Origin of the sequence: Arthrobacter sp. MYb221, assembly GCF_002979835.1 — a bacterium.
Classification (GTDB): Bacteria; Actinomycetota; Actinomycetes; order Actinomycetales; family Micrococcaceae; genus Glutamicibacter.
Window position 1 is genome coordinate 446,185 of the sequence record NZ_PCPW01000001.1, and the last position, 15,606, is coordinate 461,790.

12 protein-coding genes and 2 tRNA genes are annotated in these 15,606 nt (G+C 55.7%); 1 reads left to right on the plus strand and 13 read right to left on the minus strand.

From position 1 onward, the window contains the following. Window positions 1-14: 14 nt before the first annotated feature. From CQ015_RS02105 to leuC, 4 genes are all read right to left on the minus strand, one after another. Entirely contained in the window at window positions 15-788 is a 774-nt protein-coding gene (locus CQ015_RS02105; RefSeq protein WP_258138425.1) for a 1-acyl-sn-glycerol-3-phosphate acyltransferase, read from the minus strand. A 14-nt stretch (window positions 789-802) separates the two neighbouring features. Further along, window positions 803-2,122: a UDP-N-acetylglucosamine 1-carboxyvinyltransferase gene (gene murA / locus CQ015_RS02110; RefSeq protein WP_105569207.1), complete on the minus strand. Its 1,320-nt coding sequence runs from the start codon at window positions 2,120-2,122 to the stop codon at window positions 803-805. A 247-nt stretch (window positions 2,123-2,369) separates the two neighbouring features. After that, entirely contained in the window at window positions 2,370-2,975 is a 606-nt protein-coding gene (leuD, locus tag CQ015_RS02115; protein WP_105649231.1) for a 3-isopropylmalate dehydratase small subunit, read from the minus strand. A gap of 14 nt (window positions 2,976-2,989) precedes the next feature. After that, window positions 2,990-4,429 (minus strand): 3-isopropylmalate dehydratase large subunit, encoded by a 1,440-nt coding sequence (leuC, locus tag CQ015_RS02120; RefSeq protein ID WP_105649274.1) that lies wholly within the window; start codon window positions 4,427-4,429, stop codon window positions 2,990-2,992. 122 nt (window positions 4,430-4,551) lie between these two features. Between leuC and CQ015_RS02125 the strand changes: the two genes are divergently transcribed. Next, window positions 4,552-5,274 (plus strand): IclR family transcriptional regulator, encoded by a 723-nt coding sequence (locus tag CQ015_RS02125; RefSeq protein ID WP_096287226.1) that lies wholly within the window; start codon window positions 4,552-4,554, stop codon window positions 5,272-5,274. Between the two features lie 12 nt (window positions 5,275-5,286). On the opposite strand, the gene thiL is transcribed toward CQ015_RS02125, so the two are convergent. From thiL to CQ015_RS02170, 9 genes are all read right to left on the minus strand, one after another. Beyond that, entirely contained in the window at window positions 5,287-6,303 is a 1,017-nt protein-coding gene (gene thiL, locus CQ015_RS02130) for a thiamine-phosphate kinase (RefSeq protein ID WP_105649232.1), read from the minus strand. Between the two features lie 6 nt (window positions 6,304-6,309). Beyond that, on the minus strand, window positions 6,310-7,884 hold the full coding sequence (locus CQ015_RS02135; RefSeq protein ID WP_181150330.1) for a GTPase: 1,575 nt from the start codon (window positions 7,882-7,884) through the stop codon (window positions 6,310-6,312). Window positions 7,885-7,949: 65 nt separating this feature from the next. Beyond that, on the minus strand, window positions 7,950-9,719 hold the full coding sequence (locus CQ015_RS02140) for a dynamin family protein (protein ID WP_105649234.1): 1,770 nt from the start codon (window positions 9,717-9,719) through the stop codon (window positions 7,950-7,952). 95 nt (window positions 9,720-9,814) lie between these two features. Then, window positions 9,815-9,887, minus strand: a tRNA-Glu gene (locus CQ015_RS02145). 48 nt (window positions 9,888-9,935) lie between these two features. Continuing rightward, window positions 9,936-10,007 (minus strand) — tRNA-Gln (locus CQ015_RS02150). A 129-nt stretch (window positions 10,008-10,136) separates the two neighbouring features. Beyond that, the gene (locus CQ015_RS02155) at window positions 10,137-10,484 is read right to left on the minus strand and encodes an HAD family hydrolase (RefSeq protein ID WP_105649235.1); all 348 of its coding nucleotides are present in this window, start codon (window positions 10,482-10,484) and stop codon (window positions 10,137-10,139) included. A gap of 312 nt (window positions 10,485-10,796) precedes the next feature. Further along, window positions 10,797-12,302, minus strand: coding sequence for a glutamate--tRNA ligase (gltX, locus tag CQ015_RS02160; RefSeq protein WP_105649236.1), 1,506 nt, complete (start codon window positions 12,300-12,302; stop codon window positions 10,797-10,799). A gap of 122 nt (window positions 12,303-12,424) precedes the next feature. Continuing rightward, window positions 12,425-13,189, minus strand: coding sequence for a fumarylacetoacetate hydrolase family protein (locus CQ015_RS02165; protein ID WP_105554566.1), 765 nt, complete (start codon window positions 13,187-13,189; stop codon window positions 12,425-12,427). A 66-nt stretch (window positions 13,190-13,255) separates the two neighbouring features. Continuing rightward, complete coding sequence (locus CQ015_RS02170; RefSeq protein ID WP_146113998.1) at window positions 13,256-15,439, minus strand: hypothetical protein; 2,184 nt, start codon at window positions 15,437-15,439, stop codon at window positions 13,256-13,258. Between the last annotated feature and the right edge of the window lie 167 nt (window positions 15,440-15,606).

A 15,606-nucleotide genomic window follows, 5' to 3' on the forward strand; every position in this document is an offset into this window, starting at 1 on the left:
CTAGGTATTGAGACTTAGTCGTTCGGAGGTTTTGGGGCATCAAATTCCCGACCCGTAGCTGTTTGTCCATGTTCGGTCGGATTCCAGAGCTTCTCGGGCGGAGTCTGCTGTCGCAGTTCGGACTGCAACTCGGTAATCGAAGCCATGATTCGCTCGGTTGCTGCTTGCAGGACCGAACGCGTTCGCGGACCACTACGCAGATCGTCAAGTTGCACCTGATCCCCCACGCTCAAGGTGACGTGTTTTCTCGGGAATGGGTACATCTTCTTGGCATAGCGAGGGAACAGCTCTTGGTCACCCCAATGCGCCATGGGAACTACTGGGGCACCAGTTTGCAACGCGAGTCGCGCGGCCCCGGTGCGGCCGACCATTGGCCACAAGTCAGGATCACGGGTCAAGGTACCCTCGGGGTAGATGACGATGACACCGCCTGCTTCAAGAACCCGTTTCGCCGCACTTAACGAATCTGCCGCGTTGGATCCACTACGTGAGACAGGGATCTGACCGGTGGCACGCAAAGCCGCGCCGAAGACCGGAATCTTGAACAAGGATTCCTTGGCTAACCAGCGAGGCAGACGACCACTGCTATAGATCGCGTGACCGACAACGAGCGGGTCAATTTCAGTGAGGTGATTGGGGCAAAGAATAAATCCTCCGGAGGGAAGCTTGTCAAAGTCCTTCCAGGTCTTGCCGATCAACACGTTCATTGCCGGTCGGACAACCCCGGCCAAGATGGCAAAGACAGTCTTGGTTTTAACTGTTTCCCGGTGCACTAGATTATCTGTCACGATCCAGTGTTCCCCTAGTTGCTCAGTTCAACATTTGCGCCCAGGGCAGTGAGCTTCTCCATGAAGTGCTCGTAGCCACGGTTGATGATTTCAATTCCGGTAACTTTGCTGGTGCCTTCGGATGCAAGCGCGGCAATCATATGGGAGAACCCGCCACGGAGGTCCGGGACATCAATGTTTGCACCTTTGAGCTGCGCTGGGCCCAGCACCACTGCAGAGTGCTTGAAGTTCCGCTGCCCAAAGCGGCATGGGGTGGATCCCAAGCAATCCGTATGCACCTGAACCGTAGCGCCCATGCGCACCAAGGCGTCAGTGAAGCCGAAGCGGTTTTCGTAAACGGTTTCGTGGATCACCGAAACGCCATTGGCCTGCGTCAACGCGACAACCAACGGCTGCTGCCAGTCCGTCATGAAGCCTGGATGCACGTCGGTCTCCAAGATCAACGGATTTAGCTCGCCGCCTGGGTGGAAGAAACGTATACCGTTGTGGGCGACCTCGAACTCGCCACCGATCTGGCGGTAGACATGAAGGAATGCGGTCAGATCCCGCTGCTGAGCATCTTCTACGAAAATGTCACCCTTGGTGACCAGCGCTGCCGAAGCCCATGAGGCTGCCTCATTGCGGTCGGGCAACGCGTAGTGGTCATAGCCGCGCAGTTCATCAACGCCCTGGATACGGATGACACGGTCACGGTGAACCGAAATGATGGCACCCATTTTTTGCAGCAAAGAAATGAGATCCAAGATCTCAGGCTCGATAGCAGCGTTGCTGACTTCGGTCACGCCCTTGGCGCGTACCGCAGAGAGCAGGACTTGCTCAGTGGTTCCAACACTTGGGTATTGAAGTTCAAGCTTGGCGCCGGTCAGCCCCATGGGTGCAGAAATGCGGATACCTGCCGCTTCCTTGTCCACGACCGCGCCGAATTCGCGCAGCACCTCTAAGTGGAAGTCGATTGGCCGGTCACCAATACGGCAGCCACCCAGATCAGGAATGAAGGCTTCACCTAGGGAATGGATGAGCGGGCCGCAGAAAAGAATTGGAATACGCGAGTCGCCTGCGTGGGCGTCAATCGCCTGATTCGAGGCACTCTTCGCCGCGACCGGATCCATGGTCAGGTCGCCTGTTTCAGGATCCTGGGAAACCTTGACACCATGGATCTCCAAAAGGCTACGCACTACCGCGACGTCTTTGATTTCCGGTACGTTGCGTAGTACCGAGGGAGAGCTTCCGAGCAGGGCTGCAACCATTGCCTTAGGGACCAGGTTCTTAGCGCCGCCTACTCGAACGGTACCCTTCAAGGGGACACCGCCATGGACCGTTAGAATCTTACCCATGTATGAATAAACCTCATCGCGTAGTCGTTTTTCCTGCCCGGACCGGTGGGCCAACAAAACAGGCAGGACTTAGCAAGCATACCGCCATCGTGGGAGCAGTTCTGGGCAGTTTAGCCCGTGGCGCACACATTGTGAGCATGCTTTCAGGGTTGGACCATCGATGGACCCGCTCGCAATTGCGACAAAACGAGAAAAGCCTCGCCCGCAGACACTTACTAGTGGGTACGGACGAGGCTTAAATTCGTTGTTAGCCGGCAGTTCTTGCAGGTAAGGTCTGCGGCTTGAACGCTGGACGAGTAGCTTCGAAGGATGTGATGTCTTCCTCATGCTGCAGGGTCAGGCCAATATCATCAAGGCCCTCCATCAGACGCCAACGCGTGTAGTCATCGATCTGGAATGGTGCCAGGATCGAACCGCACTGCACGGTGCGTGCTTCCAAATTTACGGTGACCTCGGTACCGGGATTGTTCTCCAGTTCCTTCCAGATCAGTTCGATATCGCTCTGCGCGACCTCGGCAGCAACTAGGCCCTGCTTACCCGAGTTGCCGCGAAAGATATCGGCAAAACGTGAGGAGATAACCGCTTTGAAGCCATAGTCCTTCAAGGCCCAGACCGCGTGTTCACGGGATGAACCGGTGCCGAAGTCCGGACCGGCAACCAGCACCGAACCATTCGTGTACGGCTCGGTATTCAGGATGAAATTTTCATCCCGGCGCCAGCCGGCAAACAACGCATCTTCAAAGCCCGTGCGAATGATTCGCTTGAGGTAGACGGCCGGGATGATCTGGTCGGTGTCGATATTGCTCTGACGCAGTGGGACACCAATCCCGGTGTGGGTAATAACTTTTTCCATGATGGTGTTCCTTCCTAGACCGATACCGGAGCGTTAATGAGATCCGAAGGCGAAGCCAGCGTGCCACGGACGGCGGTGGCCGCTGCGACCAGCGGGGACACCAGGTGGGTGCGCCCGCCCTTGCCTTGACGTCCTTCAAAGTTTCGGTTTGAAGTGGACGCGCAGCGTTCCTCCTCAGCCAATTGATCCGGGTTCATCCCCAAGCACATGGAGCAGCCAGCAAAACGCCACTCGGCACCAAAGTCCTTGAACACTTGGTCAAGGCCTTCCGCTTCGGCTTCGAGTCGAACTCGTGCCGAACCTGGAACCACGATCATGCGGATCTGCGGGTCCTTTTCACGGCCCTTGATAATCTCGGCCGCGGCGCGCAGGTCTTCCATCCGCGAGTTGGTGCAGGAACCCAGGAATACGGTGTCGACACGGATTTCCTTCATCGGTGTTCCACCGATGAGTCCCATGTATTCGAGTGCGCGTTCGCAGGCCTTGCGATCGTTTTCGTCTTCAAAATCTTCAGGTACCGGAACCCTGGAGGAAAGTGAAACGCCTTGCCCCGGGTTGGTTCCCCAGGTGACGAATGGTTCCAATTCATCCGCGTTCAGGAACACTTCATTGTCGAAGCGTGCGCCTTCATCGCTTTGCAGGGTCTGCCAATATTCAACAGCGGCATCCCAGTCGGCACCCTGTGGCGCATGCGGGCGGCCCTTGACATATTCAAAGGTGGTTTCGTCCGGCGCAATCATTCCTGCGCGCGCACCGGCCTCAATCGACATATTGCAGATGGTCATGCGTGCGTCCATGGACAACGCACGGATCGCGGAGCCACGGTATTCCAACACGTAGCCCTGCCCGCCGCCGGTGCCGATCTTGGCGATGACAGCCAAGATAATGTCCTTTGCGGTCACTCCGGGCTTGAGCGTGCCTTCAACATTGACGGACATGGTCTTGAATGGCTTCAGGCTCAACGACTGGGTTGCCATCACGTGCTCAACCTCGGACGTACCGATGCCGAAGGCCAATGCACCGAAGGCGCCGTGGGTTGAGGTGTGGGAGTCACCGCACACCACGGTCATGCCCGGCTGCGTCAGACCCAGCTGCGGGCCAACCACGTGCACGATCCCCTGTTCCTTGTCACCCAAGGAGTGCAGGCGAACACCGAATTCCTTGCAGTTATCTCGCAAGGTGAAAATCTGTGTCCGGCTGGTCAAATCCGCAATGGGCTTGTCGATGTCGAGGGTCGGGGTGTTGTGATCCTCGGTGGCGATAGTGAGATCTGGGCGGCGCAGCTTGCGCCCGGCCAACCGCAGGCCTTCGAAGGCTTGCGGCGAGGTGACCTCGTGTAGCAGGTGAAGGTCAATGTAGATCAAATCGGGCTGACGGGCTTCGCCCTGCCCTTCTCCCTGGCGCACTACGTGCGCGTTCCAGACCTTTTCTGCCAAGGTCTGGGGCGACTGCATGGTGGACATGCGACACACTCCTCAAGCTACGAACTATCAACACCATTACTTTGACACTTCACAGAACTCCATTTCCAGTATCTGGACTTGAATCTCAAATACTGAGACATGATAATGGTTTTATGACTACAGGTAGCGGTGTTGGTGTTCTGGATAAGGCAGCAGCCATTCTCAATGCATTGGAAAATGGGCCAACGTCCCTCTCGCAGCTGGTAGAGATCACGAGAATTTCCCGGCCAACGGTGCACCGCATCGCCCAATCATTGGTGCACCATGGCCTGGTGGGCCGCGACTTGCACGGCCGATTTGAGCTCGGTGGACGACTTGTCGAACTCGCCAGCGCGGCCGGTGAAGACAGATTGGTCAGCACTGCGGGGCCGGTATTGACCAAGCTGCGCGACCTGACCGGTGAGAGCACACAGGTATTCCGCAAGCAGGGTGAATTCCGTGTGTGTATCGCCAGCGCAGAACGTCCTGTGGGATTGCGCGACACCATTCCGGTGGGTACTCAGTTGTCCATGAAGGCAGGTTCCGCCGCGCAGGTTCTCTTAGCCTGGGAAGACAACGAACGCATGATCGGCGGCTTGCAACACGCTCGATTTACCCCGACCATCTTGGCCGGGGTACGTCGCCGCGGGTGGGCCCAGTCGCTAGGCGAACGTGAACCAGGTGTCGCCTCGGTATCGGCTCCCGTGCGCGGCCAATCGGGTCGGGTCATTGCAGCATTATCGATGTCTGGCCCGATTGAACGACTGACCCGCCAGCCGGGAAAGATCCACCACGATTCCATAGTCAATGCCGCGCGCGAGCTTTCGGACTTGCTGCGGATCCAATCAGAAGGATAATACAGCGGGTGTTTAGCCGAAGTGGTCGAAGCCGCTTCGGTAGTCCAGTTGCTTTCCATCGAGCAAAACATTGGAACGCCGACCCGTCAGAGGAACCACTTCGCCCACCACCGAGAATTCCTCTGGAATCCCAATGCCTGCCGGGAAGCAAGCGAGCAGCCCGAAGTCCTCACCGCCGTGCAGTACCCACTGCATAGGATCAAAGTCCAAGAGCTTTGCCGCTGGTTCCAGCCGATGTGCAAAGACTTCAAGAGCGGAACTATCTAACTCGATGCTGACATGACTCGCCTTGGCCAGTCGTCCGGCATCTCGGACGAGTCCGTCTGAAATATCCATCATGGCGTGGGCGCCGGCTTGGGCAGCCCGCGGGCCAGATTCCAAGGGCGGGGTTGGCTTGCACTGGGCATCGGCAAGACGAAGCACCGCGCGGCTCCAGGACGTTGCTTCGTGCTTTCCCTCTAGCAAGGCTAGCCCCGCCCCAGCTGCACCAAGCCGGCCTGCTACGGCGAGCCGATCTCCGGGCTTAGCCCCCGTGCGAAGGACTTTTCCATATTCGCACTCGCCCAACACGGTGGTAGTCACCGAAATCTCAGATGAACGGCTGAGGTCACCGCCTAAAACGGCCAAGCGCTCGGCCCCGAGCGAAGAAATCGCGGCAGCAATTCCACGAGCGAATTCCTTGGCCCAAAACAGCGAAACCTCCGCTGGCATGGAAAGTGAAATGACGGCACCTGTAGGGACGCCGCCCATGGCGTTGATGTCAGAAACATTTTGAGCTATCGACTTCCAGCCGATGTCATACGCCGCATGTTCGTGTCCGCTGGGCCAAACCAAACGGAAATCTTGGTCTTGGACAATGGTATCCACGGAGACGACCACTTCTCCCCCGGCAACGCGTAGCGCTCCGGCATCATCTCCAGGCCCGAGTCCCGCATCCTTGGCGTCCAAGAGCGGAAGGATCTCGTTCAAGATTCCTTGTTCACCAATGTCGCCCACGGTCGGGCTATTGTCAGTCTGTTGATTAGTCACAGGTTGCTATTCGGCTTTCTTCGCCGCGTTGGAAATCAACGCTGCATAACTGTTGTATTGCTCTAAGTGGTGTGCTGTGGGGTCCACGATATATCGCCGGACGACCCCCGACACTGAATTCTGCAGGTTTCTGAGTGCTTTCCTACGCTTCAGTCTAGCGACCATTCTATTGACAAAAGAACCAAGAATCCCGAGGACTATACCCAGAAGTATCCCGGTGAAGACCATCAGCGTGGGAATCGCGATCCCTTCAACTCGCGGCGTCTGCGGCAACTCGAATTGGAAGTATGCGGCCAACGCTATTCCGCCCAGCCATAACGCGCCGACCAGAGCCACGATGACGCCAAGCCATTGGACAAACTTGGTGACCGGCCACCACCAGGACTTCTTTTCAACGCCCAAGGTGGTGCTGGCAATGGCTATATCAATATCGTTGGCTAGTTCTTCTTTCCGCTCATGAACGCCATCCTTCAATGATTGGGACCAGCGCGGCGACAGATCTTCGGTGGCTTCGCTAAGATAGCGCCCTACCGATTGGTCAACAGCGGCATTTTCGGCCATCGAAAGATCTGGACGAGACGTCAATGAAATTTCTGGCTTTTCGATTCCACGCCCAAGGTTCATGCGTTTGAGCGGATCGTTGCGCAGCCGGGTGAGCCAACTAGTGATTGGCCAGCCCGTATTCGTTGACGCACGTAGCTTATATGAAGTCTGCACAGCCTCGGCGATGCGGTGCGTTCCATGAGCTTTGGCGATATTGCGCTCCAGATCGGATTGCTCCATCACTCCTGGCATTCTGACCTTTGGCACGGCGAGTTCGCCTTCAAGCGTGCGCAGCAGTTCGTCAACATCAGCGCGTAAGCGCCGGGTGGCTTGCACCTTGGTTTTCAGTGCCGAGGCGAACTTTCCGCGAATTTCTTCTAGTCCCTCGCCCGTACGCGCTGAGGCCAAAATAACGGGAACCTGGCCAACCCCTTCGCTTTCAAGCAACGCCGCCAAGGAGCCGCTCACTGGTGCCCGATCATTAGTTGCAATGGTGTCTATCTGGTTGAGCACGACTAAGAGGTTTCCGCGCTGTCCTGAAAGTTCGCTGAGGTATCCATGATGAATCGACGCGTCGGCATACTTCTGGGGATCTAGAACCCATACTAGATAATCGACTTGCCCAGCCAATCGCGAAGCGATCTGATGGTGCTCGGTGGAGGTTGAATCCATATCCGGCAGGTCGAGCAGGATCAGTCCTCCACTTTGGTCCTGTGGTTTTTTTGCTTCCGCACCAAGCACCTGCGAATCAAGAACATGACGCTCGCTGACTTCCAGCCAATCGAGCAGCTCACCGGCGCCTTCCGGCTGCCAAATGGCGGCCACCGTCTTGGTAGTGGTGGGCCGAATGACGCCGGTTTGTGCAATATCTGACCCGACAAGCGCGTTGAAAAGCGATGACTTGCCGCTGCCTGTCGCACCGAACAGCCCGAAGACCACGTGGTCTGCCGACAGTTGGCGGCGGGCTTCCGCTCGTTCGATGACCACCGCAGCGTGATCAACTACTTCAGGTTCAAGATAGTGTTCGGCAATCTGCATTGCCGAAACCACCGCGTTGATTTGCTCGCTAAGCCCCGAATGAGCACGATTCACCTTGCGCTCGCTCATGCCTTGAATCCTCCCTTGCGCAGACCGTTGACCTGTTCGCGTAGTTCTTGCACGATTAGCGGCTGAAGATTAGCTTCGATCTGTCCCCGATAGACAGCCAGGTTCTCATCCATGAGTTCGCGTGTTCTGGCTTCCAGCATGGTTCGTGCGCGCGTGGCCATACGCCGGACTGCCTCTTCACCGAATATTGCTTCCAATAATTTCTGTCCCACAACGGCAGAGCCACCGGCGATGCCTAGTTCCAGCCCGGTCATGCCGGCGGTAGAAGCGAAGACGACAACCATGAGCGCTACCGCCACACCATTGACGCCGAAGGCAGCAATCCTCGCGGTTTTTCGTTTGCCAGCTCCCTCGCTCCGGATCATTTCCAAGACATCTTTCTGCCACGCCCGGATGCTATCCGCAGCCCGAACTTCGAGGTCTTTTCCGGGGCGCTCTGCCGGGAGCGATGCTAAAAGATGTGTCCCGATGGGTGTATTGCGCCAATTACGATCAATGTCTTGGAAGGCATTGGTGATTTCGCTGACCAACACGGTGTGAAGCCCAGATTCTATTGCTTCTTCCACCCGATGGGTCGCCACCGGCTTCCCGCTGAAAAAGGAACCGACTCGGTCTCGAATTCTGCCTATGACGCCTTCAATGCCGCGCAGTAGTTCGCCGGCTCCCACAAAATCTTGCCATCTGGCGAGGATCTCGCCACGAAGGAGCGAACCGTCGTTCAGGGCTTCAGTGGTTTTGCCCACGGCGAATTCAAAGCGTTCGGTCGCGACCTTCCCCAGGGCTTTGAGTTGCGAGTCTTGGTCTTCGGCTTCTTCGCTGAGCGCGTGGAGATCTTCGTGCAATCTCCTGATTGCGCCTTCGAGTGTTTGCTCAGCGATGCGTTGGCGTTCGGTGGCGTCAGCAGCCAAGGAATTCAGCCAAGCCGAAAATGGTTCAATTCGTTCCCCGGGAATCATTGCTTGTTCGTCCAGCTGAACTTCATTGATTACATGGAGTAGTTTGGGGTCCAGGTTTTTTGCGACAAGCAACCGTTCGAGATCTGGAACGATATCCGTTTCGGCGCCGGCCGGGACACGGTTGAGAATCACGCATACCGTGATTTCCCGGACGCCTGCTTCGGTCAGGACTTCCCACGGAATAGCGTCGGCATAGCGGTTTGCCGTGGTGACGAAGATCCAGAGGTCTGCGGCGTTCAAGAGCTGTCCGGCTAGGGCGCGATTGTCATCGGAAACCGAATCGATGTCCGGTGCGTCGAGGATTGCAAGCCCGCGCGGAACGTTCGGATGCGGCACAACAAGCAGCGCGTCGTGGCGGTCCATCCCATGCCCTGCGCTGAAGCCTGCGCCGCTCAGCCGGGTCAGTTCGGGAAGTACCCGTTCGTTTGCGAACCAAGGTTCGTCTGCGGGGTTGACCGCAAGCACGGGCGTTCGCGTGGTGGGTCGCACGGCGCCGGAGCGGCTTATCTGGTCGCCGAGCAGGGAGTTCACCAAGGTGGATTTACCGGCACCGGTTGATCCGCCAACAACAGCCAGCAGCGGGGCGTTCAAGTTCTTGAGCCGAGGTTCCAGATAATCATTAATCTGGTGCAAAGCCTTTACTCTTAGCTGTTCGCCGCCGGGAGCTGAATGCGAGGTGGAGAGGATAAAGTTCAGATCATTCAATGACGATTCGAGCTTGGCAAACCGATCCAGTAACTGAACGGCACCGGCGTCAGGTAGCTGGTTCGCCGGTTCGGTCGGCTCCTGCGGCAATGATGTGGACTCCATAAGCTCCATCATGCCTTATGGAAAGCGCTCTGCCATCAGCACACGAATGCTTTGGCCGGTTAAAGGAAAAAACCACGACCGTGTCGTGGTTTTCGTGACCCCAACGGGATTCGAACCCGTGTTGCCGCCGTGAGAGGGCGGAGTACTAGGCCGCTATACGATGGGGCCGTACGTTGAAGATTTCTCTTCAACTCACCAAATTACTCTGGTGAAGCGCTGGGATACCAGGACTCGAACCTAGAATGACGGAACCAGAAACCGTTGTGTTGCCAATTACACCATATCCCAATGTGACTTGGACGTTTGATCAAAAAACCTCGAAGGGATTCGGATCGCACGCCGTAGCACGAGAATTAACTATACCCACGTAGCCGAGCCATGACAAATTGATCATGCGCGCTTAGAGTCCGTCGTGAGTCATGCGGTTTTCCGCAGCAGAGCGGTGAGCTCTGCCAGGCCGGCCATCGTGGCTCCGGAGTGGGGCTCACGCTCCAATGTGCGGACAACCAAAGCCGCGATGAGTCCTACGTTCTTCGCGCCGCGCACGTCTCTAACGGGATTATCTCCGACGTACAGCGTCCTAGGGGGCAAGGTTGCCGATTCAGAGCATCCTGCCAAAAATAGTGGCGGATTTGGTTTCGGAACGCCCGCGGTACCGGCACCATTCACCACGGAGAATCCTGAGAGGTCCGCCGCCTCCGGCTTCGTTCGCTGGCAAGACGCGTACTCTTCGACCCAGATGCGCAACTCGTCATTGCGGGGCATCTCTTGTCAGGCTAGTGCGAAAGAACGCTTCAGGCGCTGTTGGCGCTGTGCTAGGACTGCGAGTTCTCCGGACATGCATCGCGCGTAGTCGCCCGCTTGATCAACGGCGAAGCCCTCTGCTAAGAGAGCAAAGTACGGCGCGCGTGACGTCTTACAGTTTTTCGGCGGACATCGCGATGAATGCCTCGATGGCACCGTACGCAAATCCGTTAAAGTATCTTCAATATCAAAAAGAACGCCTTCGATACGTCCATCCGAAAGGACAGAGATATCGAAGGCGTTCTTTATTTCACTCATTCAGGTTTTACCCTGCTAGCGGGATTCACCGAACACGCGAAGACGGTTCAGGCTGGATTCCCGGCCCAGAATTTCCATTGACTCGAACAGCGGTGGCGAGACTCGCTTTCCGGAGACAGCGACACGTGCCGGCCCGAAAGCCTGACGTGGCTTCAATCCGAGCTCGTCAATCAGCTTGGCGCGCAGCGCTTCCTGAATGGTTTCGGCGTTCCAGGCCTGAACGCCCTCCAAAGCCTGAATGCTCGCTTCTACGACTTCGACAAGGTTCGTTGGCATTCCCTTCAGGGCCTTGTCGTCAATCACGATCTGGTCATCAGTTTTGAAGAGGAATTCCATCATCTCTGCAGCTTCGCCCAATAGCCCAATGCGTTCCTGGACCAACGGTGCAGCCGCATCAAGGACTTCGTTCTCACGAGCGGTAAGTTCGGATCCAACAAGCTCGGCAGCCTGCAGGTACGGAACCAGCCGGTCGCGGAAGTCCTGTGGCCCGAGCAGGCGTACGTGGGTGCCGTTAATGGCTTCCGCCTTTTTCAGGTCGAACCGTGCGGGGTTAGACAGCACGTCCTTGACATCAAAGGCTTCGATTAGCTGTTCACGAGTGAAGATGTCTTCATCTGCGCTCAACGACCAGCCCAGGAGCGAGAGGTAATTCAGCAATCCCTCGGGGATGAAGCCGCGGTCGCGGTGCAAGAACAGGCTCGACTCGGGGTCTCGCTTGGAGAGCTTCTTATTGCCCTGGCCCATCACGTAGGGAAGGTGGCCGAACAGTGGCATGTACTGAGCCACCTTGATGTCGATCAGGGCGCGGTAGAGCACGATCTGGCGAGGAGTGGACGAGAGCAGGTCTTCACCACGCAGCACGTGAGTAATGCCCATCAAGGCATCGTCCACGGGATTAACCAGGGTGTACAGCGGCTGGCCGTTTGCCCGAACCACCACGAAGTCTGGAATGGTGCCCGGCTTGAACGTGATTTCGCCACGGACCAAGTCGGTGAAGGTGAGGTCTTCTTCTGGCATGCGAATACGCAGCACCGGTTCGCGGCCCTCGGCCTTGAACGCGGCAATTTGCTCGTCGCTCAAGTCGCGGTCAAAGTTGTCATAACCCAGCTTTGGGTCGCGGTCTGCCGCCTTGTGGCGAGCCTCGACTTCTTCCGGGGTGGAGTAGGACTCATAGACGTGCCCGGCAGCGCGAAGCTTTGCAATGACATCCTGATAGATGTCGCCGCGCTGGGACTGGCGGTAAGGCTCATGCGGGCCACCGACATTGACGCCTTCATCCCAATCGATGCCCAGCCACGCCAAGGCGTCCAGCAGCTGGTTGTAGCTTTCTTCGGAGTCGCGCTTCGCATCCGTATCTTCGATACGGAAAATCATCTTGCCCCCGGTGTGGCGTGCGTATGCCCAGTTGAACAAGGCGGTACGGATCAGGCCAACATGTGGAGTGCCCGTAGGCGATGGGCAGAAACGAACGCGAACCGGGGTTTCGTCGGTCACGGTAGGAATCAGCGATAGATCAGTCATGGTGTTTTCATTCTAGTCTCGTTGCAAGGCAAGAAGCACAATAGCGCGTTGGTCTTCGCATCACAAAAGGATGCGAAGACCAACGCGCTACGGTTGAGCCGGCCGTTGCCGGTCACTTTGGCCTAGCGGCGGAAGACGCTACGCAGCGTTCCGATACCTTCAACTTCAATCTCGACGTTGTCGCCTTCAGCGACCAGCCCAACACCTGCTGGTGTGCCGGTGAGGATCACGTCGCCGGGTAGCAACGTGAAAGCTTCGGATGCCCGAGCAACCAGATCATTCACCGACCAGATCATCTCGCTGGTCGATCCGTCTTGGCGGACTTCACCATTAACTCGGCTGACGATTCCCACGTCATCCGGGTTCTCCAGCTGCGTTTCAATCCAGGGTCCCAGCGGGCAGGCGCCGTCAAAGCCCTTTGCGCGCGCCCATTGCGGGTCGGTGCGCTGGGCATCGCGAGCCGTGAGGTCATTGGCCACGGTGTATCCGAAGATCACGTCCGCTGCCTTTTCGGCAGGGACATCCTTGCAGATACGACCGATGACCACGGCCAGCTCGCCTTCGAAGGAAACTTCCTCGGAGAACGAAGGAAGCGTCACCGGGTCGCCGTGCCCAACCACCGAGGTGTTTGGCTTCAAGAACATCAGCGGTTCGCTAGGAACCTCATTGCCGAGCTCTTTGGCATGCTCGCCGTAGGTCCGGCCAAATCCAATGACTTTTGACCGTGGAATGATCGGTGCAACAAGTCGTACATCGTCTAATTGGTGCGTGGCACCCGTGGTCTTGATGCCCTGGAAGAAAGGGTCACCAGCCAAAACATGGACATCGTTTCCGTCAACGACTCCGTACATTGGGTCGCTATCAACTACAAATCTGGCAATGCGCATAGTAATAAGCCTAGGGCATGTCAAACACTTACATACTGATTCTTGGTCAAGTGGTCAGCTCGCACCCTATACGTTGGGACGAGGTGTTAGATCCAATTCGACGAGTGAAGTGTCGTTTAGGACTCCGAAAACACGTCCCGTTGGCAATGAAGCAAGGCGATAACCAAATTTTGCTTCGGATTCCCTATTACCAATCATCGATTTCGTACCAGTCAAAAAATCAACGACAGTAGTCGTATCCGCAGCACTATGAACAATTTTTCCATCGCTGGCGATTGCAATGTCAGCGCTTGCCCATCCAGCTCGTCGCTGCGAATTGTTTGTTGGTGATAAACGGTGCTTCCTGACCAGCGAACCGTCCACCGGATCAATAATAATGATGCCCTCAATATCAGCGACGACTAGCCACCCGGCGATAAGGTTTGGAGCATAAAGTGCACCCGTGTCCGCAATTGGGGAACTCACCCAAACTAAACGCTTGCTCGTAATCTCAAGCTTAAAGATTTTCGCTGGTCCTTTTGTATCCGGAATACCGTAACCGTTTCGAACCGACGTCGTTCCGTATACGTGTGTCTCATCTGCCGAGAGCCCGATAATCGAATGCGCTCTAATAAACCCCTCGCCGCCTCCGTCCAAAACCCAGTCAATATCATTTCTGCTTGGAGAAATCATTCCTAGAACACCCCCCGACCTGCCATAGTCAGGAACGGTTCCAAAAAAAACATTTTTTGAGTTTGCGGCCCACCCAAATGGTCTTGACTGGCCGTACTTACGCTCCAGCCTTTCAAGCCGAAAATATCCCTGGTTGCTATCTAGGCGATTCGAATCGACGCTTACTATGTCCGCATAGCCGTACGAACCGATATATAGGCTCGACGGATCATACTCAATCATCCCCTCAATTTGATTAATCACATTCTGTCCAGGTGGGGACATCCATCGTGCCCCCGAGTCGGGATTGACAGACGCGATTCCGTCTCCCATGTAACCGCCGATATATATGTTGCCGTCCGAATGCCCCATCAGGGATTGAATCTTAAACTCGCCGCTCTCAAGAAAAATTCTTTTGGTTTGCAACCGCGTCATTGATTGAGCATTGATATACATCAAACTCAAACCATCTGGCACTGCTTGTAGGAGCAACACACGTCTAGGTTCGACTGTAATGCTCATTATGGAATTACTTGGTACCGCCCCGAGTTTCTTTTCGTTCCAAGTTCTAGTATCAGTTTCATAGAGCACGCCATTAGAAATGGTATAGAACACTGTCTGCAGTCCGACACGCTTTGCCGAAGAAGCAATACGACCTGACCAGACACGATGAATCGGTTCTTCCCAACTTCGAGTAATTGTATTCAAAACTAGCTGTTCAGAAATACCGCTCACACTCACCACAAGCCGATCGCCCAAAACCGATAAGGTCGAAATGAATCCGTTTGCTTGAGGTTTTGGGAGTTTAATTTCTTGCACCTCCTGTGGAGTGTTGGAAGGGAACACAAAAATCCTCGGGTTCAAGGACCCCGTCCCAACCCAGATGTGGTCTTCATCATCTATTACCAAGCGCCTGGCATAGTCCGTGTCAGGCGCCAGCTTACCTGTCGAAGTTATTATCTTATGGGCCGAGCTAATCCCGTACACGGCTCCCGTTGGATATGCGCCCACCCAGACATTACCCAAAGAGTCCAGTTGAACTCCATATAAGGAACTGGCCTCGGGAATACTCGCGTATTCCATCACTCGCTCTGGCGTCGTTGCAGACCATGTGTGTATTTTATTTGAGCTGGTAAGGAAAATGCACTTTCGAACACGATCCCATACCAATGCGCCAATCCCTCCATCATGGCTGTCGGGCACGGTAAGGACATAAATCGGTGTGTCCTGCTCTGGATCGAGAATTTGCAATTGATTAGAGACACCGATAATCGTTACAGCAAACCAAGGCTTGGCCAAACCACCGAAATCATGAAGTTCTAGAACCTTGTCAATCTTCGTCATGGGAAAGGCACTTTCGTGTTCCCTTAATGCACCTGAAGTTTTCTCGACTCGCTTCAGCGGTTTTAGCAGTTTCCTATCGCGCTCATTCCAATGGTCGAAGGCCGACGAGTCGCGACTCACGTTTTTTCGTCTAGTCGCGTGTGTACCTGGGTTAATGGCTCCGGCGCAGATAACAGAACCGAAGGATGCCAATGCTATGGATAAGATGCTTCGACGAGCCAAATTCCTCGATAGACCATTTTCGCCTTCAATCACTTAATTTTGCTCCCAAATCGAATCCAAATACGGTTATCGACATTAGCAATCAATCCTGAACTACAACTGATTTCGCGTGCGTCTGGTATGTCGAACCAGCCTAATGTGCGGATTCTAAAATGACGGAGCCTTGCGGCGGCAACGACGAATCACTGTTGAACTACTCT

Bases quoted from the DNA above. Each gene is read 5' to 3' on its own strand.
- leuD (WP_105649231.1), bottom strand. From the start codon at position 2,975: ATGGAAAAAGTTATTACCCACACCGGGATTGGTGTCCCACTGCGTCAG.
- murA (WP_105569207.1), bottom strand. From the start codon at position 2,122: ATGGGTAAGATTCTAACGGTCCATGGCGGTGTCCCCTTGAAGGGTACC.
- CQ015_RS02155 (WP_105649235.1), bottom strand. From the start codon at position 10,484: ATGCCCCGCAATGACGAGTTGCGCATCTGGGTCGAAGAGTACGCGTCT.
- gltX (WP_105649236.1), bottom strand. From the start codon at position 12,302: ATGACTGATCTATCGCTGATTCCTACCGTGACCGACGAAACCCCGGTT.
- CQ015_RS02135 (WP_181150330.1), bottom strand. From the start codon at position 7,884: ATGCAGATTGCCGAACACTATCTTGAACCTGAAGTAGTTGATCACGCT.
- leuC (WP_105649274.1), bottom strand. From the start codon at position 4,429: ATGCAGTCGCCCCAGACCTTGGCAGAAAAGGTCTGGAACGCGCACGTA.
- CQ015_RS02165 (WP_105554566.1), bottom strand. From the start codon at position 13,189: ATGCGCATTGCCAGATTTGTAGTTGATAGCGACCCAATGTACGGAGTC.
- CQ015_RS02140 (WP_105649234.1), bottom strand. From the start codon at position 9,719: ATGGAGTCCACATCATTGCCGCAGGAGCCGACCGAACCGGCGAACCAG.
- CQ015_RS02125 (WP_096287226.1), top strand. From the start codon at position 4,552: ATGACTACAGGTAGCGGTGTTGGTGTTCTGGATAAGGCAGCAGCCATT.